General features: G+C 63.0%; 16 protein-coding genes. 2 read left to right on the forward strand and 14 right to left on the reverse strand.

All coding sequences use genetic code 11. From position 1 onward, the window contains the following. Positions 1–163: 163 nt before the first annotated feature. The 7 genes from V6590_RS09920 to glpD all read right to left on the reverse strand — a co-directional run bounded on the left by V6590_RS09920 (position 164) and on the right by glpD (position 7869). Positions 164–1888 (reverse strand): ABC transporter substrate-binding protein, encoded by a 1725-nt coding sequence (locus tag V6590_RS09920; RefSeq protein ID WP_335422427.1) that lies wholly within the window; start codon positions 1886–1888, stop codon positions 164–166. Positions 1889–1981: 93 nt separating this feature from the next. Beyond that, positions 1982–2245, reverse strand: a complete 264-nt coding sequence (locus tag V6590_RS09925; RefSeq protein WP_335422525.1) for a DUF2160 domain-containing protein — start codon at positions 2243–2245, stop codon at positions 1982–1984. A gap of 152 nt (positions 2246–2397) precedes the next feature. Further along, positions 2398–3201, reverse strand: a complete 804-nt coding sequence (locus tag V6590_RS09930) for a carbohydrate ABC transporter permease (protein WP_335422428.1) — start codon at positions 3199–3201, stop codon at positions 2398–2400. Continuing rightward, positions 3201–4073 carry a carbohydrate ABC transporter permease gene (locus V6590_RS09935; RefSeq protein ID WP_335422430.1) on the reverse strand — a complete coding sequence of 291 codons (873 nt, stop codon included), beginning with the start codon at positions 4071–4073 and terminating at the stop codon, positions 3201–3203. Before V6590_RS09935 ends, V6590_RS09930 begins: the two co-directional genes overlap by 1 nt. Next, positions 4073–5167 (reverse strand): ABC transporter ATP-binding protein, encoded by a 1095-nt coding sequence (locus V6590_RS09940; protein WP_335422432.1) that lies wholly within the window; start codon positions 5165–5167, stop codon positions 4073–4075. The genes V6590_RS09935 and V6590_RS09940 overlap by 1 nt, the downstream gene beginning before the upstream one ends. A 10-nt stretch (positions 5168–5177) precedes the next feature. Next, the gene (locus V6590_RS09945) at positions 5178–6266 is read right to left on the reverse strand and encodes an ABC transporter ATP-binding protein (RefSeq protein ID WP_335422434.1); all 1089 of its coding nucleotides are present in this window, start codon (positions 6264–6266) and stop codon (positions 5178–5180) included. Between the two features lie 10 nt (positions 6267–6276). Then, complete coding sequence (glpD, locus tag V6590_RS09950) at positions 6277–7869, reverse strand: glycerol-3-phosphate dehydrogenase (RefSeq protein WP_335422436.1); 1593 nt, start codon at positions 7867–7869, stop codon at positions 6277–6279. 375 nt (positions 7870–8244) lie between these two features. Here glpD and V6590_RS09955 point away from each other — a divergent pair, with 375 nt between their 5' ends. Next, entirely contained in the window at positions 8245–10269 is a 2025-nt protein-coding gene (locus tag V6590_RS09955) for a methyl-accepting chemotaxis protein (protein WP_335422438.1), read from the forward strand. Positions 10270–10399: 130 nt separating this feature from the next. Here the strand turns inward: V6590_RS09955 and V6590_RS09960 are convergent, their stop codons facing one another. Genes V6590_RS09960 through V6590_RS09970 form a run of 3 tightly spaced genes read right to left on the reverse strand, consistent with a single transcriptional unit; the run spans position 10400 to position 14712 of the window. Beyond that, positions 10400–12763: an aldehyde dehydrogenase family protein gene (locus V6590_RS09960; RefSeq protein ID WP_335422440.1), complete on the reverse strand. Its 2364-nt coding sequence runs from the start codon at positions 12761–12763 to the stop codon at positions 10400–10402. A 10-nt stretch (positions 12764–12773) separates the two neighbouring features. Continuing rightward, on the reverse strand, positions 12774–13733 hold the full coding sequence (gene deoC / locus V6590_RS09965) for a deoxyribose-phosphate aldolase (RefSeq protein WP_335422442.1): 960 nt from the start codon (positions 13731–13733) through the stop codon (positions 12774–12776). Then, positions 13726–14712, reverse strand: a complete 987-nt coding sequence (locus tag V6590_RS09970; protein ID WP_335422444.1) for a sugar-binding transcriptional regulator — start codon at positions 14710–14712, stop codon at positions 13726–13728. The genes deoC and V6590_RS09970 overlap by 8 nt, the downstream gene beginning before the upstream one ends. Before the next feature lie 101 nt (positions 14713–14813). Here V6590_RS09970 and V6590_RS09975 point away from each other — a divergent pair, with 101 nt between their 5' ends. Continuing rightward, on the forward strand, positions 14814–17330 hold the full coding sequence (locus V6590_RS09975) for a cation:proton antiporter (protein WP_335422446.1): 2517 nt from the start codon (positions 14814–14816) through the stop codon (positions 17328–17330). A 7-nt stretch (positions 17331–17337) separates the two neighbouring features. Here the strand turns inward: V6590_RS09975 and dnaE are convergent, their stop codons facing one another. The 4 genes from dnaE to V6590_RS09995 form a co-directional block, all read right to left on the reverse strand. Then, positions 17338–20829 (reverse strand): DNA polymerase III subunit alpha, encoded by a 3492-nt coding sequence (dnaE, locus tag V6590_RS09980; RefSeq protein ID WP_335422447.1) that lies wholly within the window; start codon positions 20827–20829, stop codon positions 17338–17340. 44 nt (positions 20830–20873) lie between these two features. Next, positions 20874–21983, reverse strand: a complete 1110-nt coding sequence (locus V6590_RS09985; protein ID WP_335422449.1) for a TFIIB-type zinc ribbon-containing protein — start codon at positions 21981–21983, stop codon at positions 20874–20876. An 81-nt stretch (positions 21984–22064) separates the two neighbouring features. Beyond that, positions 22065–23177, reverse strand: coding sequence for an SPFH domain-containing protein (locus V6590_RS09990; protein WP_335422451.1), 1113 nt, complete (start codon positions 23175–23177; stop codon positions 22065–22067). Positions 23178–23281: 104 nt separating this feature from the next. Continuing rightward, positions 23282–24235: a DUF2927 domain-containing protein gene (locus tag V6590_RS09995; protein WP_335422453.1), complete on the reverse strand. Its 954-nt coding sequence runs from the start codon at positions 24233–24235 to the stop codon at positions 23282–23284.

Genomic DNA, 24235 nt, shown 5'->3' on the forward strand with positions numbered 1-24235 from the left:
CATGAGGATGGATATCGGGGATCATGACGGCATCCCGGACCGATCCTGTCAACCAAAGCCCGGAATTGCTTCGGTCAGAACACGATGGGTTTACGAATTGCTACAAAGGGCCGGTTTGGCGCGGTTGGTGTGCGGGCGGGGAACCCCCCGCCCGCACCGCAGATCAGTTCTGCCAGGACTTGATCAGCTCGTCATAGGAAATCGTTTCGCCCGCGGGCTTTTCGTTTTCCAGCTTTGCCACCGGCGCACCGGGGGCATCAAGCCATTCCTGGGCATCCTTCGGCTCGTTCATCTTCGGGCCGATATCCCCCTGCACGCCTGCGCGTTCCAGACGTTCCAGCACCTTTTCCTGCTCTTCGCAGAGCGCATCCAGGGCTTCCTGCGGCGATTTAGCGCCCGACATGGCGTCGCCGATGTTCTGCCACCACAGCTGTGCCAGCTTCGGATAGTCAGGCACGTTGGTGCCGGTGGGCGACCACTGCACGCGGGCGGGGCTGCGGTAGAATTCCACCAGACCGCCAAGCTGCGGCGCACGATCGGTGAACGACTGGTGCTGGATGGTGGATTCGCGGATGAAGGTCAGGCCAACGTGGCTTTTCTTCACGTCCACGGTCTTGGAGGTGACGAACTGGGCATAGAGCCATGCAGCCTGCGCCCGATCCACCGGGGTGGATTTCATCAGTGTCCACGACCCGGCATCCTGATAGCCGACCTTCTGGCCATTCTGCCAATAGGCGCCATGCGGGCTGGGGGCCATCCGCCATTTCGGCGTGCCGTCCTCGTTCATCACCGGGCCCGGCTTGACCATGTCGGCGGTGAAGGCGGTGTACCAGAACATCTGCTGGGCGATATTGCCCTGTGCAGGCACCGGGCCGGCTTCGCCGAAGGTCATGCCCTGGGCTTCCGGCGGGCTGTATTTCTGCAGCCATTCGATCGCCTTGGTCACGGCATAGACGGCGGCCGCATCGTTGGTCGCGCCACCGCGCGCCACGCAGGAGCCGACGGGACGGCTGTTTTCGTCCACGCGGATGCCCCATTCATCGACCGGCAGACCGTTCGGTTCGCCCACATCGCCCATGCCGGCCATCGACATCCAGGCATCGGTATAGCGCCAGCCCAGCGAGGGGTCCTTCTTGCCGTAATCCATGTTGCCATAGACGCCGGAAGCCGGGCCGCCCGCATAGGACATGTCGCGGCCGGTGAAGAATTCCGCGATATCCTCATAGGCCGACCAGTTCACCGGAACGCCCAGATCATAGCCATACTTGGCCTTGAAGTCGTCCTTGGTCTTCTGATCGTTGAACCAGTCGTAGCGGAACCAGTAAAGGTTGGCGAATTGCTGGTCGGGCAGCTGATACAGCTTGCCGTCCGGCGCGGTGACGAACTTGGCCCCGATGAAATCGGCCACGTCCAGATTGGGGTTGGTGACGGCCTTGCCTTCGCCTTCCATCCAGTCCGACAGGATACGGGCCTGCTGATAGCGCCAATGGGTGCCGATCAGGTCGCTGTCGTTGATATAGGCGTCATAGATGTTCTCGCCCGACTGCATCTGCGTCTGCAGCTTTTCAACCACATCGCCTTCGCCGATCAGGTCATGGGTGACCTTGATGCCGGTAATGGCGGTGAAGGCCGGGGCCAGAACCTTGGCCTCGTATTCGTGGGTGGTGATGGTTTCCGAAACCACCTTGATTTCCATGCCGGCGAAAGGTTTCGCAGCATCCACGAACCACTGCATTTCCGCTTCCTGATCGGCGCGGGACAGGGTGGACAGCTCGCCGACTTCGGCATCGAGGAAGACCTTGGCGGCCTCCATATCGGCCCATGCCGGGGCCGCACCCATGGCCATCAGCGCAAGCGCCATGGCGGTGGTGGTTTGACGCAATCTCATGTAATCCTCCCAGATGTTATTGAGATGTCGTTGATTTCTCAGTCTGCACCAGGCCGGGCGGGCCGCCCCGATGCGGGTCGTATCAGGCCCGGGTCACACCCAGCGGAACACCGCTGCGGCATAACCCAGGCAGATCGCCAGCGCCCACCAGAGCGGGCCGCCGAAGAAGAACAGCCAGATCAGGCAGATGAAGCCCGACCCCAGCAGGGAAATGAACAGCCGGTCGCCCCTTGTGGTTTCGATCCGCAACACGCCCAGACGCGGCGTTTCGGGGAAGCGGATGGCCAGAAGGGTGAACAGGATCAGCAGGCCCGCAATGGTCATGAAGAACAGGGCGACTGGCAGGCTCCATGCCATCCAGCCACCGGGGATGATCTGCCCGGTCCAGTCGATGGCACCGTCGCGGCGCGGGGCAGCGGCCATCAGCCCTGCCAGGGCGGCCAGCCAGATCCCCCCGGCCACGGCATAGATCAGGCCCCAGTTCACTCGGGTTACAGGGGTTGCGGACATCACACCCTCCCCAGGGCGAAGCCCTTGGCGATGTAGTTGCGGACAAAGTAGATCACCAGCGCGCCCGGGATGATGGTCAGCACCCCTGCCGCCGCCAGCACGCCCCAATCCATGCCGCTGGCCGAAACGGTCCGGGTCATGGTGGCGGCGATGGGCTTGGCATTTACCGAGGTCAGCGTGCGCGACAGCAGCAGTTCCACCCAGGAGAACATGAAGCAGAAGAAGGCGGCCACCCCGATCCCGCTTGCGATCAGCGGCATGAAGATCTTCACGAAGAAGCGGCCAAAGCTGTAGCCGTCGATATAGGCCGTCTCGTCGATTTCCTTCGGCACGCCGCGCATGAAACCTTCCAGGATCCAGACTGCCAGCGGCACGTTGAACAGGCAATGCGCCAGGGCAACGGCGATATGGGTGTCGAACAGGCCCACGCTGGAATAAAGCTGGAAGAAGGGCAGGGCAAAGACGGCAGGCGGTGCCATGCGGTTGGTCAGCAGCCAGAAGAACAGATGCTTGTCGCCCATGAAGCTGTAGCGCGAAAAGGCATAGGCTGCGGGCAGGGCGACGGTGATCGAAATCACGGTGTTCATCGCCACATAGATCAGGCTGTTCACATAGCCCATGTACCAGCTGGGATCGGTCAGGATCACCGCATAGTTGCGCAAGGTGAAATCATGCGGGAACAAGGTGAAGGCCGAGGTGATTTCGGTATTGGTCTTGAAGCTCATGTTGGCCAGCCAATAGATCGGCACCAGCAGGAACAGCAGGTAAACCGTCATCACGATGGCGGAAGGTTTCACACGCATCACTGGCCCTCCGCCTTGTCGAGATTGGTCATCACGGTATAGAACACCCAGCTTACCAGCAGGATCACAAGGAAATACATGATCGAGAAGGCCGCCGCCGGGCCCAGGTCGAACTGACCGATGGCCATCTTGACCAGGTCGATCGACAGGAAGGTGGTCGAATTGCCGGGGCCGCCGCCTGTCACCACGAAGGGTTCGGTGTAGATCATGAAACTGTCCATGAAGCGCAGCAGCACGGCAATCAGCAGCACGCCCTGCATCTTGGGCAGTTCGATATAGCGGAACACGGCCCAGCGGCTGGCCTGATCGATCTTCGCGGCCTGATAATAGGCCTGCGGGATGGATTGCAGCCCGGCATAGCACAGCAGCGCGACAAGCGATGTCCAGTGCCAGACATCCATCACGATCACCGTGACCCAGGCATCCAGCGGATCATTGGTATAGTTGTAGTCGATCCCGATGGCCGCCAGCGTATGGCCAAGAAGGCCGATATCCACCCGACCAAAGATCTGCCAGATCGTGCCCACCACGTTGAACGGGATCAGCAGCGGCAGCGCCATCAGAACCAGCACCACGCTGGCCCAGAAACCCTTTTTCGGCATGTTCAGCGCGATATAGATGCCCAGCGGCACTTCGATCGCCAGAATGATCCCCGAAAACAGCACCTGACGGCCCAAGGCCTCGTGCAGGCGCGACGAGGTCACCATTTCCTCGAACCATTCAAGGCCGGCCCAGAAGAATTGGTTGTTCCCGAAGGTGTCGTTCAGCGAATAGTTCACCACCGTCATCAGCGGGATGACCGCCGAAAAGGCCACCAGAACCAGAACCGGCAGCACAAGGAACCAGGCCTTGTTGTTGATCGTCTTGTCCATCAGGCGGCCCTCCCTTCGGCCAGGCGGGGCGCGACGCGCCAGTCATCGGCATAGACACCCACCTTGCCCGGCGCGAAGGTGACGCGGGTCATGTCGGGGGTGATCGCCATGCCTTCGGGCGCGATCAGGTTGAAGGCCGCGCCGAACAGGTCGGCCCGGATGATCCGGTGGCGGCCCACATCCTCGACCCGGCGAATGGTCAGCGGCAGGCCCGCCTCATCGGTCAGCAGGGCATGTTCGGGGCGGATGCCGATCTGGGTGCGGCCCGTCATTGGCCCATAGGCCGCACCCAGTTCGACGACCGCGCCCCCTTGCACAAGGGCGCGGGTGCCTTCGATCTTCGCGTCGAGGAAATTCATCCCGGGCGAGCCGATGAAATAGCCGACAAAGGTATGGGCGGGGGCCTCGAACAGCTCTTCCGGCGTGCCCATCTGCACCACGCGACCGTCATACATCACCACCACCTTGTCGGCGAAGGTCAGCGCCTCGGTCTGGTCATGCGTGACATAGATCATGGTATGGCCGAATTCGCGGTGCAGCTGCTTCAACTGCGTCCGCAATTCCCATTTCATATGCGGGTCGATCACCGTCAGCGGTTCATCGAACAGGATCGCGTTCACATCCTCGCGCACCATGCCGCGGCCAAGGCTGATCTTCTGCTTGGCGTCTGCCGTCAGGCCGCGCGCCTTGCGGTTCAGCATCTCTTCCATGCCGATCATGGCGGCGATCTGATCCACGCGCGCCTTGATATAGTCGGCAGCCATGCCGCGATTGCGCAGCGGGAAGGCCAGATTGTCGCGCACCGTCATCGTGTCATACACGACCGGAAACTGGAACACCTGCGCAATGTTACGCGCCGCCGTTTCGGCATCGGTCACATCACGGTCGCCAAACAGCACCCGGCCATGGCTGGGGCGCAGCAGGCCCGAGATGATGTTCAGAAGGGTGGTCTTGCCACAACCGGATGATCCCAGCAGCGCATAGGCCCCGCCATCCTGCCAGACGTGATCCATTTCCTTCAGTGCGTAATCCTTGTCGGATTGCGGATTGGGATAGTAGCTGTGCGCGAGGTTCTTCAGGGTGATCTGTGCCATGGTTCCCCCCTCAGGCCGCAAGCGCATAGGCGGCGGGAGCAACCAGATGCCCGGCCCCGTCGAACAGATAGACATGCGCCGGATCAAGCCAGACCGAAATCTGCGATCCGGGCGCCAGATCATGCACGCCATGCACCAGACCGACCCATTTGTCTGCGCCATGGGTCAGGTGGACAAAGGTTTCCGATCCGGTGATCTCGGTCACGCCAAGCGTGCAGCGCAATTCGACTGCCTGCCCGGAATGGCGGTTCAATTCCAGATGGTTGGCGCGGAAACCGGCCAGATAGCGGCCATCGGCCAGTGCGGCAAACGGGCCTTCGGCGGGCGCGTTGGCCGTATCGCCGAAATTGATCCGATGGCCCTGCTTGAAACAGGACAGGAAGTTCATCGGCGGATCGCTGAACACCCGCGCGGTCGTGGCATCTGCCGGTTGGCGATAGACGGTCGGGGTCGGGCCGAACTGGGTCACCCGGCCTTCCCACAGGCAGGCCGTATGCCCGCCCAGAAGCAGTGCCTCTTCGGGTTCGGTGGTGGCATAGACGAAGATCGCGCCCGAGGCTTCGAAAATGCGGGGAATTTCGATCCGCAATTCCTCGCGCAGCTTGTAGTCCAGATTGGCCAGCGGTTCATCCAGCAGCACCAGCCCTGCACCCTTGACCAGCGCCCGCGCCAGTGCGCAGCGCTGCTGTTGGCCGCCCGAAAGCTCCAGCGGTTTGCGCGACAGCATCGGCGTCAGTTTCAGCATGTCGGCGGTTTCGCGCACGGCACGGTCGATTTCGGCGGCGGATTTGCCCATCAGCCGCAGCGGCGAGGCGATGTTGTCGAACACGCTCATTGCGGGATAGTTGATGAATTGCTGATAGACCATGGCCACGCGGCGATCCTGAACGCGCATTCCGGTGACATCCTGCCCGTCCCAGAAAATGCGCCCGGTTGTCGGCGCATCCAGCCCCGCCATCAGCCGCATGAGCGAGGTTTTCCCCGCCAATGTGGGGCCCAGAAGCACGTTCATCGTGCCCTTCTGCAGCGTCAGGTCAGTGGGGTGGATATGAACCTTCCCCCCGACGCTGCGCGACACCCCCCTCAGTTCCAGTGTCATGCCTTTCCCCTCACTCGGCGGCTGGGGCGGTTTTCACCGCCTCTGCCGCCGCCATATATGCCGCCAGCCGCGCCACCTGATCGGCGTTCAGCCGCAGGCCCAGCTTGCTGCGGCGCCAGATCACGTCATCGGCCCCGCGCGCGAATTCGCGCGCCCGCAGCCAGTCTACCTCGCGCGCGGTCAATGTCGCGCCGAAATCCTCGCCCAGATCGGCCGCGCTTTTGGCGTCGCCCAGCAGTTCGGGCACCTGCGCCCCATAGGCCCGGACCAGCCGCGCGGCCCAGAAATCGGTCAGGAAGCCGTAGCGGGCCTTGATCCGGTCGGTCAGCGCCGCCACTCCGTCATGCGGGAAATTGCCACCCGGCAGCGGCACCCGCGCCGTCCATTTGTCTTTCAGCCCAGGGAAATGCGGGGCCAGACGGTCCATCGCGCTTTCGGCCAGACGGCGATAGGTGGTGATCTTGCCGCCGAACACGTTCAGCAGCGGCGCACCATTGGCATCCACGCTCAGCACATAGTCCCGCGTGGCCGCCGTGGCCGATTTCGCCCCGTCATTATAGAGCGGGCGCACGCCCGAATAGGTCCAGACCACATCGGCTGCGGTCACGGGGCGGGCAAAGTACTTGGACGCGAAGGCGCAGAGATAATCGCGTTCCTCATCCGTGCAACGGGCGGCGGCCGGGGCGTCCTGGTGATCCTTGTCGGTGGTGCCGATCAGGGTGAAATCCTGCTCGTAGGGAATGGCAAAGATGATCCGGCCATCTTCGCCCTGAAAGAAATAGCACCGGTCGTCGTCATAGAGTTTGCGGGTCACGATATGGCTGCCGCGCACCAGCCGCACGCCTTCGCTGGAATTGATCCGCGCGACATTGCGGATCACATCCTCGACCCACGGCCCACCCGCATTCACCAGGGCGCGGGCGCTGTGGATGACCTGACCATCAGGGCCGTCGGTGACAACGCGCCACAAGCCATCGGCGCGTTCTGCGCTGACAACGCGGGTCCGGGTCAGGATCGTGGCACCCCGGTCGGCAGCATCGCGGGCATTCAGGGCGACCAGACGCGAATCCTCCACCCAGCAATCGCTGTATTCCCAGGCCTTGCGGAAATGCGGTCGCAGCGGCTTGCCTGCCGGATCGCGGGTCAGATCGATGGTGCGGGTGGCGGGCAGGATCTTCCGTCCACCCAGGGTATCATACAGGAACAGCCCCAGCCGAATCAGCCAACCCGGGCGCCGCCCCTTCATCCAGGGCATGACCAGCCCCAGAAGGCGCGAGGTCGGGGTATCGCTGTCAAAGCGCATGTCGGGCGAGTAGGGCAGCACAAAGCGCATGGGCCAGCTGATATGCGGCATGGCCACCAGAAGGGTTTCGCGTTCCTCCAGCGCCTCGCGGACCAGGCGAAATTCGAAGTATTCGAGATAACGCAACCCGCCATGGAACAATTTTGTCGATGCCGATGAGGTGCCCTGCGCCAGATCCCCCTGTTCGGCAAGGGTGACTGACAGGCCACGGCCGGTGGCATCGCGGGCAATGCCGCAGCCATTGATGCCGCCACCAATGATGAACAGATCGACCGTCTGCAGCCCAGCGTCAACTCCCACGCCGATGCCCTCCCCCCGTGATTGCACGAACCCTGTCGCCAGAGCGGCAGTAGGTCAAGGACTATTTTCGTTTTGCTGCGAAAAAGAACATAACGAACATTGTTTGTGCTGCGATGCCGCATTTACCTGTGAAAGCGCGCAAAATCGCACGGCCTCGCAGCGGGGTTGTGGCGGACAGGGGTATGTAGACCCAAGGATGTGGAAGTGACGTGCGACCCTGTTCGCGCGGCCCCGCCGCATGTCGACTGACCTTCGGCGATCAGATCAGTTCGGCGTCAGGATCGGGGGTATTGGGGCGGGAATGTGCGTTCCAAGCCAAACACAACCAATTAAACGAATATCAAGATTTCTGACGCTATCCCCAAAAAGAACCAAATGGGGAAGACCGTGATGTTTCAGGCGCTGTTTGCGAAGGCACACCACAAGATCGGCCAGGCGACCCGGATGATGTTGGCAATGTCGGTTGTTGCCGCCCTGCTTGCTGGCGCGGCGGCGGTAGCCCTGGGCCATATCGGCAGCCTTGTCAGAGATGCCTGGGCGGAACGATACCACTCCTATCTTCTGGCAGATGAACTTCGTCAGTCGAGCGATGATCTGACCCGGTTGGCGCGCACCTATGTGCTGACCGCTGATCCCGCATACGAGGAACAATACATGGCCATTCTGGCGATCCGGGATGGCAAACAGGAACGTCCCGCCAACTACAACCGGATCTACTGGGATTTTGTTGCTGCAGGACGGCCAGCTTCTGCTGGCAGCGGATTGCAGAAACCCTTGCATGAGTTGATGCAGGATGCAGGCTTTACCGAAGAGGAATTCGCGCTTCTGTCCAAAGCGCAAGCCAATTCCGATGGTCTTGTGAACCTTGAAGTTCGGGCAATGAATGCTGTGAAAGGCCTGTTTGCCGATGCTGCAGGGAATTACACGGTCAAAGGAAATCCAGATATGGCATTGGCTGCAAAGCTGCTGCATTCCCCGGAATATCATGGGTTCAAGGCGGATATCATGGAGCCTGTGGATCAGTTCCTTGCCAAAATGGAAAGCCGGTTTGACAGCCGGATCGCCGGGCTGGAACTGCTGGCCACGATTGCAAAGATTGTCCTGTATGTCCTTGTTGTGCTGTTGGCGGCTGCAATGACCTATCTGACGCGCGGCATCAGCAAGCTGGTCCTCACACCGATTGCAAATCTCACGGAAACCATGCAGCGGGTTGAGCATGGTGAACGGTTGACCGTCGTGCCTCACATTGAAAATGATGATGAATTCGGCATGATGGCGCGGCAGATATCTGTGGCTCTGGCCGCCAATCAGGCCAATATGAAAATGGTGGCAGAAGTATCAGAACTGGTCCATGCGACGACAAACGGGATCTTCAGTCACCGGCTCGCGCTTGACAGCGACAAGCAAGAGCTGCGCGATATCGCGAATGGCCTGAACAAGATGATGGATTCGCTTGAAAAGGCATTCGAGATCATCGTCAGGGCGATGTCTGCCTTTGCGGCTGGTGATCTGTCGCAGTCCCTGGACAGGAATGTGCTTCCCGGGAAGTATTCAGAAGTTCTGGCAAATGCGGAACAAGCCCGGGCAAATCTTTCCAGCATCATTCATCAGACGCGCCAGACAACCCGCAGCCTGTCGGACCGTATCCATACATTGGCAAGCGCAATTCAGAAACTCCAGACAAGAACCGAAGGGTCTGCCGCTGCGATTGAACAAACCGCAGCCTCATTGGCCGGGCTGACGGATTCCGCCGGGAAAGCGAGCGATCGGGCTCTCAAGGCGGATGGAATTGTTGAAAAGGCTCGCCAGACGGCGGATCGTGGCCTGACCATCATGAATGACGTGACAAAGGCAATGGCGGGAATTTCGCAGTCTTCCAGCGAGGTCAACCAGATTGTCGATCTGATCGACTCCATTGCCTTCCAGACCAATCTGCTTGCGCTGAATGCACGGGTCGAGGCCGCGCGCGCCGGTGAAGCAGGTCGTGGGTTTGCGGTTGTTGCATCCGAAGTCAGCGCCTTGTCGATGCGGGCCACCGAGGCAACGGCATCTATCGGCCAACTTATCAGAAATTCGGGTGAACAGGTCGCCTCGGGGTCAAAACTCATCGACATTGCCGCCAGCACCATCGAAGAGATCGGACAATCTGTCGCGAATATCAGCGCGCTTGCGGCAGATATTGCCACGGCGATGCGCGAGCAATCGACAGGTCTGTCAGAGATTTCTCATGCTGTCAGTGAACTGGACAACACAACGCAGCAGAATGCCGCGATGGTGGCCTCGACCACCTCTGATACCGAAGCCCTGACCCAATGGGCGGAAGAACTGTCCTTGTCGGTGGACAAGTTCAATCTGGGGCAGATCCCCAGTCTGGAGTACCGCCGGAGCACTGCGGCTTGAAACAACCGGACCGCGCCACCTGGCGCAGCCCGCAGACCTGCGAAATGACGTCGAATCTTCAAGGTTGCTGCGCCGTGGTGATGCTTGCGACCGATGAAGTCTCGGGTCGATGGCACCACGGCGCTTCGCCTTATACCCCGTAGGGCATCCAGATGGTCTTGACCTGCGTCGCGCGGGTCAGAAATTCCATGCCCAGACCCTGGGCCGGATCGAGCCAGTCCCGCAAACCGGCCTCGGCCCAGACAGGTTTCAGGTTGCCTGCGCTGGCGCTTTCCACGGCGGCCACGCCATTTGCCGCGCCGAAATACCACAGCGCCGCCACATCATCATGATCGGCCAGGGTTTTCGCCAGCGAATCGCTGTCGCCCGTCAACAGGTTCACAGCGCCTGCCGGAATGTCCGAAGTTTCGAACACCTGATACAGCCGCGCGGCAATCAGGGGCTGGCTTTGGCTGGCCACGGCAACAACCCGGTTGCCCATCGCCAGCGCGGGCAGGATCAACGACATCAGGCCCAGCAGCGGTGCCTCATCCGGCGCGACGATACCCAGTGTGCCGAAGGGTTCATTCACCGTCAGCGTCACATGGCTGGATTTGGTCGCGGTGACCCGGCCATCGAACTTGTCGGCCCAAGCGGCATACCAGAAGGCGCGGCGGATCGTGGCTTGCACCTCGGCCTGGGGCTTGGGCGTGCCAGCCTGCGTCAGGGCAGCGGTGAACTCTGTCTCGCGCTGCGCCAGATTTTCGGCCATAAAATACAGTACCTGCGCGCGGTTATGCGCTGTGACCCCACCCCAGCCGGTGGCCTTTCCTGCCGCCTCGACTGCGTTGCGCACATCCTTGCGCCCGGCCAGGGCCGCCTGTCCGATGACACCTGCCTTGCCCGTCACGCTGTAGCTTTGCCCGCCATCGGCCCGGGCCTGCTTGCCACCGATATAAAGCTTGGCGGTCACGTCAATCGGGCTGCGCTCGGCCTTGCCCAAGGCGGGGCTGACCGGGGCCAGCGGCGCGGGGGCAGCGCGCAGCGCGCCGGATTTGGCCTTGGGCGCCACATAATCCAGCATCCCGGCACGCCCGCCTTCGCGGCCAAAGCCGCTTTCGCGCATGCCGCCAAAGGGGGCCGCCGCGTCGAAGAAATTTGTGCCGTTGATCCAGATCACCCCGGCCTTCACGCGGTTGGCCAGATCAATGGCCCGGTTCAGGTTTTCCGACCAGATCGAGGCTGCAAGACCATAGCGGGTGTCATTGGCCAGAAGTGCTGCCTCGTCCGGGGTGCGGAAGGTCAGCGTGGTGGCGATGGGGCCAAAGATTTCTGTCTGGCTGACGGTCTGGGCCGGGGCGGTGCCGGTGAAGAAGCCGGGGGCCACATAGCTGCCCTTGGCAGGCAGGGGGCAGGGCGCGCGGTGCAGCGTGGCCCCTTCGGCCTCGCCCGCGGCGAGCAGCGCTTCGATCCTCTGGCGCTGACGGTGCGAAATCACCGCGCCCATATCCATCGTCTTGTCCAGCGGATCGCCCAGCCGCAGCTTGGCCATGCGCGCGGTCATCTTGGCCAGGAAACGCTCTGCCACGCTTTCCTGCACCAGGATGCGCGACCCGGCACAGCAGACTTCGCCCTGATTGAACCAGATCGCATCGACCACACCTTCCACCGCCGCATCCAGATCGGCGTCGTCAAACACGATGAAGGGCGATTTGCCACCCAGTTCCAACGTCAGCTTCTTGCCCGATCCGGCGGTCTGGCGGCGCAGGATGCGGCCCACTTCGGTCGATCCGGTGAAGGCCAGCTTGGCAATGCCGGGGTGCCCAGCCAGCGCGGCCCCGGTGCTGCCATCGCCATTCACGATGTTCACCACGCCCGGCGGCAGGCCGATCTCGACGCAAAGTTGGGCAAAGGCATAGGCGGTCAGCGGGGTCAGATCGGCGGGTTTCAGCACCACGGTATTGCCCGCCGCCAGGGCGGGCGCGATCTTCCAGGCCAGCATCAGCAGCGGAAAGTTCCACGGGATGATCTGGCCGCAGACCCCCAAAGGCGTGTGGCCCGGGAATTCATCGGCCAGCAGTTCCGCCCAGCCCGCATGGTGATAGAAATGCCGTGCGGCCAGCGGCACGTCGATGTCGCGGGTTTCGCGGATGGTCTTGCCATTGTCCAGCACCTCCAGTACCGCGAACAGCCGCTCGCGCTTTTGCAGGTGGCGTGCCATGGCATAAAGATAGCGCGCCCGGTCATGCCCCGGCAGCGCGGCCCATTTGGCCTGCGCGGTGCGGGCGGCCTTCACGGCGGCATCCACTTCGGCTTCGGTCCCGATGGCCACCTGCGCCAGCACCGCATCGGTCGCCGGGTTCACGACATCGACCGTTGCCCCTTCGGGGGCCACGAAGCGGCCATTGATGAAATGACCCAGCACCGGATGGGCGGCGATCCAGGTCTGGGCATCGGTCGCGCTTTCGGGGGCGGGGCCGTAATCCATGGTCTGCATGATTTCCTTGATCGACATGGGGGTCTCCTCAGGCCAGCGCGTGGCGGTTGGCGGCCGAGTAGCGGCCCGTGACATGGTGTTCCAACTGGCGTTCGATATCGCCCAGCATGGACGAGGCACCGATGCGGAACAGATCGGGCATCATCCAGCGGGTGCCCAGTTCCTCTTTCATCAGGATCAGCCAGTTCATCGCGTCCTTTGCAGTTTTCAAACCTCCGGCGGGTTTGAAACCGACCCATTGGCCGGTCTGGTCGTGAAAATCACGCAAGGCGCGCAGCATGGTCAGGGATACGGGCAGGGTGGCGTTGACCTCTTCCTTGCCGGTTGAGGTCTTGATGAAATCGCTGCCCGCCTGCATGGCCACCATGCTGGCCTTGTAGACATTGGTCAGGGTTTTCAGATCGCCCGTGGCCAGAATGGCCTTCATATGCGCAGCACCGCAGGCTTCGCGCATCTGGGCGATTTCGTCATACAGCGCCTGCCATTGCCCGGTCAGCGCCAGTTCACGGGTGATGACGATGTCGATTTCCGCCGCGCCCTGATCCACCGCATAGCGGATTTCGGCCAGACGCAGCGGCAGCGGCGTCAGCCCGGCCGGAAAGCCGGTGGCGACCGAGGCGACCGGAATGCCGCTGCCCTCCAGCGCCTTGACCGCATGGGGCACCATGGTCGGGTAGACACAGACCGCGCCAACCGTCAGATGGTCAAGCCCAAGCGCCGCCATCAGATCGGCGCGCAGAGGTTGCCGTGCCTTGGCACAAAGCCGTTGCACCCGCCCGGCCGTGTCATCGCCCGCAAGGGTCGTCAGGTCGATGCAGGTGATGGCGCGGGCCAGCCATGCGGCCTGCCAGTCTTTCTTCACCGTGCGGCGCGCGGTCAGGCTGGCAGTGCGGCGGTCGGCGGCGGGTGTGTTCACCGTGATGTTTTCGAACCAGGCAGGGGTGAAGCTTGTGCCGGTCATCCGGGGAAAGGTGTGGTTTTCAGACATTCGGGCGCTCCAAAAGGAAATCGGCAGTTGCGGCATCGGTGACCAGCACCGAAATCAGACCCGCGCGCAGCGCGGCGGCCGTGATGGCATGTTTGGCGGCGCCGGACACCAAGCACAGCGTCCGTTTGCCCTGCAGTGCGGCCAGCGGCAGGCCAAGGGTGCGGGCATCCAGCGCGGGATCGGCGATGCGGCCATCGGCGGTCAGGAACCGGCCCAGCAGATCGCCCACCGCGCCATGTGCCTGCAGCGTATCCAGTTCCGCCCGCGACAGATAGCCGGACGTGTGCAGCACTGAACCATGGCCGATCGCCCCCAGACCAAAGGCCAGCAAGGGCGCGGCAGCGGCGCGGGCCAGTACGCGGGCGATCACCGGATCGCTTTCCAGCGCGGCACGGGTCGCGGGCTGGCCCAGAATGGCCGGCACGGGTAGCAGGCTGGCCTGACCACCCGCCCGTGCTGCGATGTCCTCGGCGACCGAAGAAATGCGCGGATCGGTCACCTGCAAGGCCGCAGCGCCATTGACCAGCACCACCTCCAGCCCCGGGGCCCATCCCTGCGGCAGGGCGCGGGCCAGCGCCGCCATGCTGCGCCCCCAGCTGACCCCGATCAGCGCGGGTTTGGGCGTCAGCGCCGCCAGCCATTGGGCAGCGGCCTGTGCCACGCCTTCGGCCAGCGTCGCGTCATCCACAGCCGCGCCCATCGGCACAACGATGGCCTCTTCCAGCCCGAACCGCGCAGCCAGCGCGACCTCGGCCCGTGGATCGCGGCGGGTGCGTGGGGTGATTTCGATGCGAACCACGCCTTCCGACCGCGCCTCTGACAAGAGCCGCGCAACCTGCCAGCGGGTCAGGCCCAGATCGGCGGCAATCTCGGCCTGCGTCCGGTCCAGTTCGAAATAGGATTTCGCCACCTGCAGCATCAGGTGGTCGCGGCTGGCATCCGCAGGCAGGCGGGCCGAATAGGGGCTGCGATCCTTCATACTCACCTTTGTAGCATTTTATCACTTATGTTGCAATCTGCGCCGCACATTTTCGCGTGATCGCGGGTTTTCCCGTCAGGGTCATGGGGTTAGAGTGGGATATGGATGTCATTTTGCTTGTCACCGCTGTTGCGCTGCTCCTGATCATCATCGCGCTGGCCGAACCGCTGGCCGAACGTGCCCGCCTGCCTTACTCGGTGGCGCTTGCGGTGGTGGGGGCGCTGCTGGGGGCAGGGGCCGTGCTGCTACGCACCAGCTTTGCCGACAGTCTGTCGCCCGAGATGGTTGAACTGCTGTCGCTGCCGATCCGGTCCAGCGTCTTCATGTATGTCTTTCTGCCCACGCTGGTGTTTCAGGTGGCACTTGGGCTTGATCTGCGGCGCATGCTGGATGACTGGGTGCCGATCCTTGTGATGGCGGTACTGGCGGTTCTGGTGGCCACGGTATTTGTTGGCGGCGCGCTGATCCCCTTCAGCAATATGGGTGTGCTGGCCTGTTTCCTGCTGGGGGCGATCGTTTCGACCACCGATCCTTCGGCGGTGGTCAGCATCTTTCGCGGCCTTGCCGCGCCCCAGCGGCTGGCACGGATCGTCGAAGGCGAAAGCCTGCTGAATGATGCGGCGGCCATTGCGCTGTTCGGGTTCTTTCTGACCTTCGTCATGGCAGGCATTCCGAACCCGACGCTGCAGGATGCGTTCTTCGGCCTGCCGCTGACCATTCTGGGCGGGGTTGGCCTTGGCTGGTTTCTGGCGCGGCTGGCGCTGTTGGTCATGCTGGCGCTGGCGGCCTGGCCCTTGGCGCAACTGACCTTGTCGCTGGCGCTGCCCTATCTGGCCTATGTGCTGGCCGATCATGTGCTGGGCGTTTCAGGCGTGGTCGCGGTGGTTGTGGCCGGGATGACGCTGAACTGGGTCGGCCCGGGTCGGCTGGCGCCTGCGGCATGGACCAATCTGCGCGAGGTCTGGGACCTGCTGGCGCATTGGGCCGGGGCGCTGATCTTCGTCATGGCCAGCCTGATGATCCCGCGCATGCTGGCCAGCGCGCGGTGGAGCGATCTGGCGTTGGTGCTGGTGGTGGCCATTGCGGCCACGGCTGCGCGGATGGTCATGCTGTGGGGCGTGTTGCCGCTGCTTAGCCGGTTGCGCCTGTCGCCGGTGGTGGAACGACCCTATCGCGTGGCGATCCTGTGGGGGGGCTTGCGTGGTGCGGTGACGCTGGCGCTGGCGCTTTCGGTGGCCGAAAACTTCCGCGTGCCGGCCGATATCCGCCGCGAGGTGGGCATCCTTGCAACCGGCTATACCCTGTTCACCCTGTTCGTGCAGGGCACCACCCTGAGGCATTTGATCCGGCGGCTGGGGCTGGCGAAACTGTCGCCGCTTGATCTGGCGCTGTCGCGGCAGGTGCTGGCCGTCGCACTGCAGAATGTGCGCGAAGCCGTGGCGGTCGCGGTCAAGGATCGCGGGCTGGACCATGATGTGATCCGGTCCGAGGCCAAGCAGTTTGGCAAACGGCTGGATCAGGCTGTGGCCCTGGCCGAAAGCGGCACGGGCATCAAGCAGCGTGACCGCATGACGCTGGGGCTGCTGGCACTGGCGGGGCGTGAACGCGATATGGTGCTGGAAGCGTTTCACGACCAGCAGATAGCCAGTGGCCGGGCCGAACAGATGCTGTACGAGGTGGATCGGCTGATCGAAGGCACGCGGGCCGCCGGGCGCACCGGCTATCGCCGGGCGGCGCGGCGGTCGCTGGGCTATGGGCGGCGGCACCGGCTGGCCGTTCTGTTGCACAACCGGCTACGCCTGTCGCGGTTTCTGGCCCAGATCACCGCCGACCGGTTCGAGGTGCTGTTGAACCAGCGGCTGATCCTGCGCGACCTGCATGGCTATATCGACAGCAAGATCCGCCGCATCCATGGCCGCCGTCTGGCCGAATTGCTGCATCAGGTTCTGACCCAACGCGCCGAAGATCTGGAACAGACCCTGCAAGGCATGCGTCTGCAATATCCCGGCTATGCCGAAGAAATGGAGCGCCGCTTCATCCGCCGCATGGCGTTGCGGCTGGAGGAACGCGAATATGACCAGTTGCTGAAAGACGGGTTGATCGGGCGCGAACTGCACCTGACGCTGATGCAGACCCAGGCCGAGGAACGCGCCCGTCTGGATCGCCGCCCCCGGCTGGACCTTGCCGCGCAAAAGGGCGAAATGCTGCGGCAGATGCATGCGCTGGCCGGGCTGGATGCTGCGCAACTGCGCATGGTGCAGCGCCGGGTGGCCACGGTATACGCCCAGCCGGGCGATGTGCTGATCCAGAAAGGCGATCCGGCCCGGCATGTGTTCTTCATCGCCTCGGGCGCGGTTGAGGTGGAATTCGCCGGGCACAAGCAGCGGCTGGGCCGGGGCGAGATGTTCGGCCAATTGGGCATCCTGACCCGCCGCCCGCGCCGGGCCGAGGTGACGGCGATCACCCACTGCACCCTGTTGCGGCTGGATGAGGCGCGGTTTCTGGACCTGTTGTCGCGCGATGCCACGCTGCGCGCGGCGGTCAACGAAACCAGCCGCAAGCGCGGCCAGATGGAGGCGGGCATGTCCGCCCCCCTGGTGGAAGAGCCGGTCCGCTAGGCGCGGATCAGATTTCCTCCACCATCACCACCCCGCCCAGCGATTTGATCGCCCCCTTGATCTGCGGCGTCACCGGCCAGTTACCCGGCAATTCAAGATCGATTTCGCGGCCCTTGTCATCGGCGATGGTCAGGATGATCTGGCCCTTGCTGCGCCCGGCCTCGACCCGGGCAAACAGCGCGGCCACGGCGGCGACGGCCTCGGCCCGATCCAGATGGATGCGCAGGTTGGCCCCGCCCGCTTCGGCCGCAACGGTGTCGATGGGCTGGGCGGAACGCGCCAGAAGCTTCAGCGTTTCGCCTTCCAGATTGGCCTCGACCATCAGCACGACATTCTTGCCCGGTTCCAGATGATCGCGGCATTGTTCCAAAGTGTCAGAAAACACCGTGACTTCATACAGGCCAGTGGGATCGGAAAGTTGCACAAATGCAAAGCGGTTGCCCTTGGCCGATTTGCGTTCCTGCCGCGAACTGACCGAACCGGCCAGCTTCGCCACCACTGGCCCGCGTTCGGCCTGCAAGGTCAGATCGGCCAGCGTGATCACATTCTTGCGCTTCAGCGGCCCCATGTAATCATCCAGCGGATGGCCCGACAGGTAAAAGCCGATCGCCTGATGTTCCTGAGCCAGACGTTCCACCGGCAACCAGTCATTGCGGCTGCCCAGCCGGGGTTCGGGAATATCGGACCCGGCCTCGCCAAACAGGCTGACCTGATTGGAGCTTTTCGCCTCGTGGATGGCGGCGGAATAGGCCACCAGCCCGTCCAGCGCCTCGAACACCCGGGCGCGATTGGGGTCGATCTGGTCAAATGCGCCGGCGCGGGCCAGCATTTCCAGCGGGCGCTTGCCCACCCGTTTCAGATCCACCCGGCGGGCGAAATCGAACAGCGTGGCAAAGGGCCTGGCCCCCCGTGCCGCCACAATCAGCCCCATGGCATCGACGCCCACATTCTTGAGCGCCCCAAGCGCATAGACGACCCGGCCCTGATCCACGCTGAAGGTGGCAAGGCTGCGGTTCACGCAGGGCGGCACCACGGGGATCGACAGCTTGTCCAGCTCGCGTTTGTAGACGGCCAGCTTGTCGGTCAGATGAATATCGCAATTCATCACACCGGCCATGAATTCGACCGGGTGATTGGCCTTCAGCCAGCCGGTCTGATAGCTGACCACGGCATAGGCGGCAGCGTGGGATTTGTTGAAACCGTAATTGGCGAATTTCTCCAGCAGGTCAAAGACTTCGCCCGCCTTCTTGGCGTCGATGTTGTGGGTGGCCTTGGCGCCTTCGATGAATTTCGGGCGTTCCTTGGCCATTTCCTCGGCGATTTTCTTACCCATCGCGCGGCGCAGAAGGTCGGCACCGCCAAGGCTATAGCCCGCCATGACCTGCGCGATCTGCATCACCTGTTCCTGATAGACGATGATGCCCTGGGTTTCGGCCAGGATCGGGTCGATGGTCGGGTGCAGCGATTCCAGCGGGCGCAGCCCGTGCTTCACCTCGCAATAGACCGGGATATTCTCCATCGGGCCAGGACGATAGAGCGCCACCAGCGCCACGATATCCTCGATACAGGTGGGTTTCATGCGCCGCAGCGCATCCATCATCCCTGAACTTTCCACCTGAAACACCGCGACCGTCTTGGCCTGCGCGTAAAGATCATAGGTCGCCTTGTCGTCCAGCGGGATATGGCCGATGTCATTTTCGGCCCCCGGCTTGGGGTCATAGAGCCGGGTGCCGTCGGCGGCGATATGCAGCGGGCGGCCCGTGCCGCGGATCAGATCAATGGCATTCTGGATCACGGTCAGGGTTTTCAGACCGAGAAAGTCGAACTTCACCAGACCCGCCGCTTCGACCCATTTCATGTTGAACTGGGTGGCGGGCATGTCCGACCGGGGGTCCTGATACAGCGGCACCAGCGCATCCAGCGGGCGGTCGCCGATCACCACCCCGGCCGCGTGGGTGGAGGCGTTGCGCAACAAGCCTTCGATCTGCATGCCGTAATTCAGCAGGCGGTCCACCACCTCTTCGGCCTTGGCGGCTTCGCGCAGGCGCGGTTCGTCGGCCAGGGCCTTCACGATGCTGACGGGCTTCACCCCTTCGACCGGGATCATCTTCGACAGCCGGTCCACCTGCCCATAGGGCAATTGCAAAACCCGCCCCACATCGCGCACGGCGGCCTTGGACAAAAGCGCGCCGAAGGTGATGATCTGCCCCACCTTTTCGCGGCCATAGCGCATCTGCACATAGCGGATCACCTCTTCGCGGCGATCCATACAGAAGTCGATGTCGAAGTCGGGCATCGACACCCGTTCCGGGTTCAGGAAGCGTTCGAACAGCAGCGCATAGCGCAGCGGATCAAGGTCGGTGATGGTCAGCGCATAGGCCACCAGACTGCCCGCACCCGACCCCCGGCCCGGCCCGACCGGAATGTCATGCGCCTTGGCCCATTTGATGAAATCGGCCACGATCAGGAAATAGCCGGGGAACCCCATCTTTTCGATGATGTCGAGTTCGAATTGCAGGCGGGATTCATATTCCGCCACGGGGGCTGCATGCGGGATCACGTCAAGCCTGCGCTTCAGCCCTTCCCAGGCCTGACGGCGCAGTTCTTCCACCTCGTCATCGGCAAAACGCGGCAGGATCGGCGCGCGCTTGGCGGCCTTGTAGGCGCAGCGCCGCGCAATCTCGACCGTGTTCTCCAGCGCCTCGGGCAGATCGGCGAACAGCGCGCACATTTCGGATTCGGATTTGAAATAGTGCTGCGGGGACAGGCGGCGGCGGGGTTGTGGCTGATCGACATAGGCCCCTTCGGCAATGCAGATCAGCGCATCATGCGCCTCGTACATGTCGGATTTCGGGAAATAGACATCATTGGTGGCGACCAGCGGCAGCGCCTTTTCATAGGCGATTTCGACGAATCCGCGTTCGGTTTGGGCCTCGGCCTCCATCAGGCGGCCACCTTCGCCAGGATGGCGCTGCAATTCGATGTAGAGCCGCCCCGGATAGATGCCCGCCAGCCGTTCGACCAACGCCTCGGCCTTGGCGCGATTGCCCATCTGCAGGAATTTGCCCACCGGGCCTTCGGCCCCGCCGGTCAGGCAGATCAGCCCTTCGGCATGGGTGGAAAGATCCTCGACCGTCACCTGTGGCAGTTGCCCGTCACTGTCGAGATAGAGACAGGAATTCAGCTTCATCAGGTTCATGTAGCCGGCCTCTGACTGGGCCAGCAGCACGATCGGCGCAGGGGCACGCGGCTTTTCGCCCGGCGCGGCGGGGTCGTAGGTCAGGCTGATCTGGCAGCCCAGAATGGGCTGCACACCGGCCCCGCTGGCGATGGTGGAAAATTCCAGCGCCGCGAACATGTTGTTCGTGTCGGTCACCGCGACGGCGGGCATGGATTGCGCGCTGCACAGGCCGACCAGCTTCTTCACCGGAACCGCGCCTTCCAGCAGCGAATATTCGGTATGGGTGCGCAGATGAATGAATCGGACAGGGTTTGACATGGCCCGACCCTAGCCTGACCGCGCGGCCTGCGGAAGTGCCAGGGTCAGCCCAGATAGCCCTTCTGATTGGCCCATGCGAGCGCAGCTGCTGCCGCCAGCGCCAGCGCGATGGCAAAGGCGATCTTCCACGCGCTCCAGGGCCTTTCGCCTTGCACCTTGCCAGTCTGGCCATTCACCACAAAGCGATAGCTTTTGCCGTTATATTTGTAGGCGGCCATCCAGATCGGCAGCAGGATGTGTTTGAAGGTTTCGGCGGAATAATCGGTATCGACACTGTCCACCCGCTGATCATCGCCGCCGATGTCGCGCCGCACGTCCTGATGAATGACACCGGCCATCACTTGTTGCGCCCGCGCCCAGCCTTCCTCAAGCCCCACCGTGTAGCCTTCGGCGGTGAAGCCTGCCAGGTAATCCTCGCGATAGGGGGTCAGTTGCCCCAGATCCCAGGGGGCCAGCGCATCGGTATATTGGCGCGGCAGGGATTGGCTGGCCAGCACCAGCACATCGTCGAAGAAGCGCCGCACCCGGCCCCTTGCCGCATACCAGCGTGTTTTCTGCACGCGTTCCTGCCGCTGCTTGCCATCAACCGTGACAGTGCGGGTTTCGTAATAATGCTCGCCGCGTTGGCCGGTATACCGGCTGTCGGTCTGGGCGTCGAAGGTCCAGTAAGGCACATAGAGCCCGTTCAGCGCCCGGCCCTTGCGGGCATATTCCACCAGCCCGTTCGGGGCGAACCACAACCCACCCAGCCATGAGACCATCGCCGCCCTTGCCGTGCGTTCATCCAGTTGGAAGGGCAGAACGGCCTGCGGCTTGATCTGGCGATTGGTGCCGGTGCCCACCACCACAGGCGTGGCGCAGAACGGGCATTCGGTGGCGTGGTCGGCCCCCTGAAATTCGACCAGCGATCCGCAGCCGGGGCAGCGTGTGGTGCGCACCTCTTCCATCGCGCCAGGGGGCAGGCTGTCCTTCAGGGCGTGATGCAAATGCAATTCGCCCAGGGCCCGCGTCTTGAGGGGCGCGGCATCTTCCACAATCGCCTGTTCATGGCCGCAATGATCGCAGCGCAGCCGGGTCTGGCCGGGGGCAAAGCGCAGATCGGCACCACAGGCTTCGCAGGGGAAATGGCGTTCGCTGGCTGTCACTTGGGCCATCCTGAAACAGTTGAGGGCGAACGGCCCGGAATACCACGCAAGACAGGGCAGGGCGTAGGCGCCCCGCCCGAATTCCAGCTATCAAAGGCCGGGCGGCGGCGGCGGGGGCACCATGGCAAACAGGCGCGACAATTCGGTGTCAGCCGCGGGTTTCCAGCCCTCCATCCCGGCTGACCAGACCATGCTGGCCCGGGTCAGCCCGCCCGATTGCACCATGGTAGCCAGATCCGCTTCGCCAAACGGCCCTTTGGTCGCGCCGTTTTCCGCCACATGCCACTGCTTTGCAGCCGGCGGTGGCGGGGGCGGGGGGGCCATCGGCGCGGCAGCCGCAGGTGCCGCCGGGGCCGCGCCCCAGGGGCCAAGGTTCTGCCCCATGGCTGCACCCATGCCCGCGGCCATCCCGGCCCCCATCATCGCGCCCATGCCATTGCCTGGCTGGCCCATGGCTTCGGCGGCGTTGAACTGCATGTATTTGTTCAGATCGCCTGCAATCCCCATCGAGGTGCGCTTGTCCAGAACCTTTTCAACCTCTTCGGGCAGGCTGATGTTTTCAATGTAGAATTCCGGCAGAACCAGCCCGTATTCGGCAATCTTCGGCGCGATGGCGGTGGCGATCAGCCGTGCCAGATCGGCGGTATTGGCGGCCATGTCCAGCACCGGGATGCCGGAACCGGCCAGCACCCGGCTCATTTCCTGGGTGATCACATTGCGGATCTGGTTGGAGATTTCATCGGCGGTGAACTCGCCATCCGTGCCGACGATTTCCTTGAGGAACATGCCCGGATCGGAGACGCGCATCGAATAGGTCCCGAAGGCGCGCAGGCGCACCGGGCCGAATTCAGGATCGCGGCACATGATCGGGTTCTTGGTGCCCCATTTCAGATCGTTGAAGCGGGTGGTGTTGACGAAATAGACTTCGGATTTGAAGGGCGAATTGAAGCCATGATCCCAATGTTGCAGGGTGGTCATGATCGGCATGTTGTTGGTTTCCAGCATGTAGAGGCCGGGGCCGAATACATCGGCCAACTGCCCTTCATGCACGAAAACCGCTGCCTGCCCTTCGCGCACAGTCAGCTTGGCGCCATATTTGATCGCCTGGCCACGGCGTTCGAACCGCCAGACCATCGTGTCGCGCGTGTCATCCAGCCAGGAGATGACATCGACGAATTCGCCCTTCAGGAAATCGAAAACCATGGCGCAGGCCTTTCAGATGCAGGGCGCAGGGATGCGCCCGGGACAGCAATAACATAGCCAAGCCCGCGCCGGTTTGAAGCCCCTTTGAAGGGGGAAAAACCGGCTCAGCTTGCCCCGCCCAGCAGCCGTGCCGCAATGGCGCGCACCACGGGCCGGGCTTCTTGCGCGGTCATGCCGGGCTGAAGTGCGGGGTCATACAGGATTTTCAGCATCAATTCGTCCTGCCGCGTCAGCAGCGCGAATTCTTCGTCATCATTGAAAATCGACGGTCGGGCCAGCGGGCTGTCATTGGCCAGACCCAGGCCTTGTGCGATTTCCTCATGCATGCAGGACAGGCGCAGCAGATCGGGATGTTCGGCCCGTACCACGGCAAAGGCCCGGGTATAGGTCGATGAGACCCCCTCTGACAGCGCATAGACGATGCAATAGGTGGATCGGGGCAGGTTGGTCAGCCCGGCCACCTCGGGCGTTGACAGATCGGGCAGGGTGCTGCGGATCACCGGGCCAAGCGCGCGGCGTTCGTCTTCGTTCACCACATGCAGGTGGAAGTTGGCGCCCTGATCGGCCAAAGCTATGGGGTGGCCGGTGATCTGGCTCAGCCGGGCCAGATAACTGCCGATGCGGGCGCGGTCGGTCGCGCGGCGGGATTGCGGAACCGAGGCCCCGAAATGCACCTGCAGCCGGACAGGTTCGGCCCAACGGCGCAACCGGCTGGCGGTTTCCTGCGCCAGCAGCCCGCCCGAGGTGCGGCGATATTCGTCGAACAATGCGATGCGGATGAAATTCTCGGTCAGCATCGTGTCGGTGAAGGGCGCATCCTTTGGCTGGCCATCAGTGCGCAGCAGGCCCTGTGACAGAAGATCGGCCTGCACCCGTGCGTAATAGGCCGTCAGGGCCAGGCTTTCGGATGATGGTTCGGGCAGGGCCGGGGCCGGGGCGGGCCGCGGCACTGCCACCGGTGCAGGTGGAGGTGGTGCCACGGCGCAACCGAACAGCACGCCAAGGGCCAGCGCAGCGCAACCGCGCCGCAGAACGAGGCTGCGCCGGCCTGTCGTCAC

It is taken from the genome of Gemmobacter denitrificans (genome assembly GCF_036964905.1).
GTDB classification, from domain to species: domain Bacteria; phylum Pseudomonadota; class Alphaproteobacteria; order Rhodobacterales; family Rhodobacteraceae; genus Gemmobacter; species Gemmobacter denitrificans.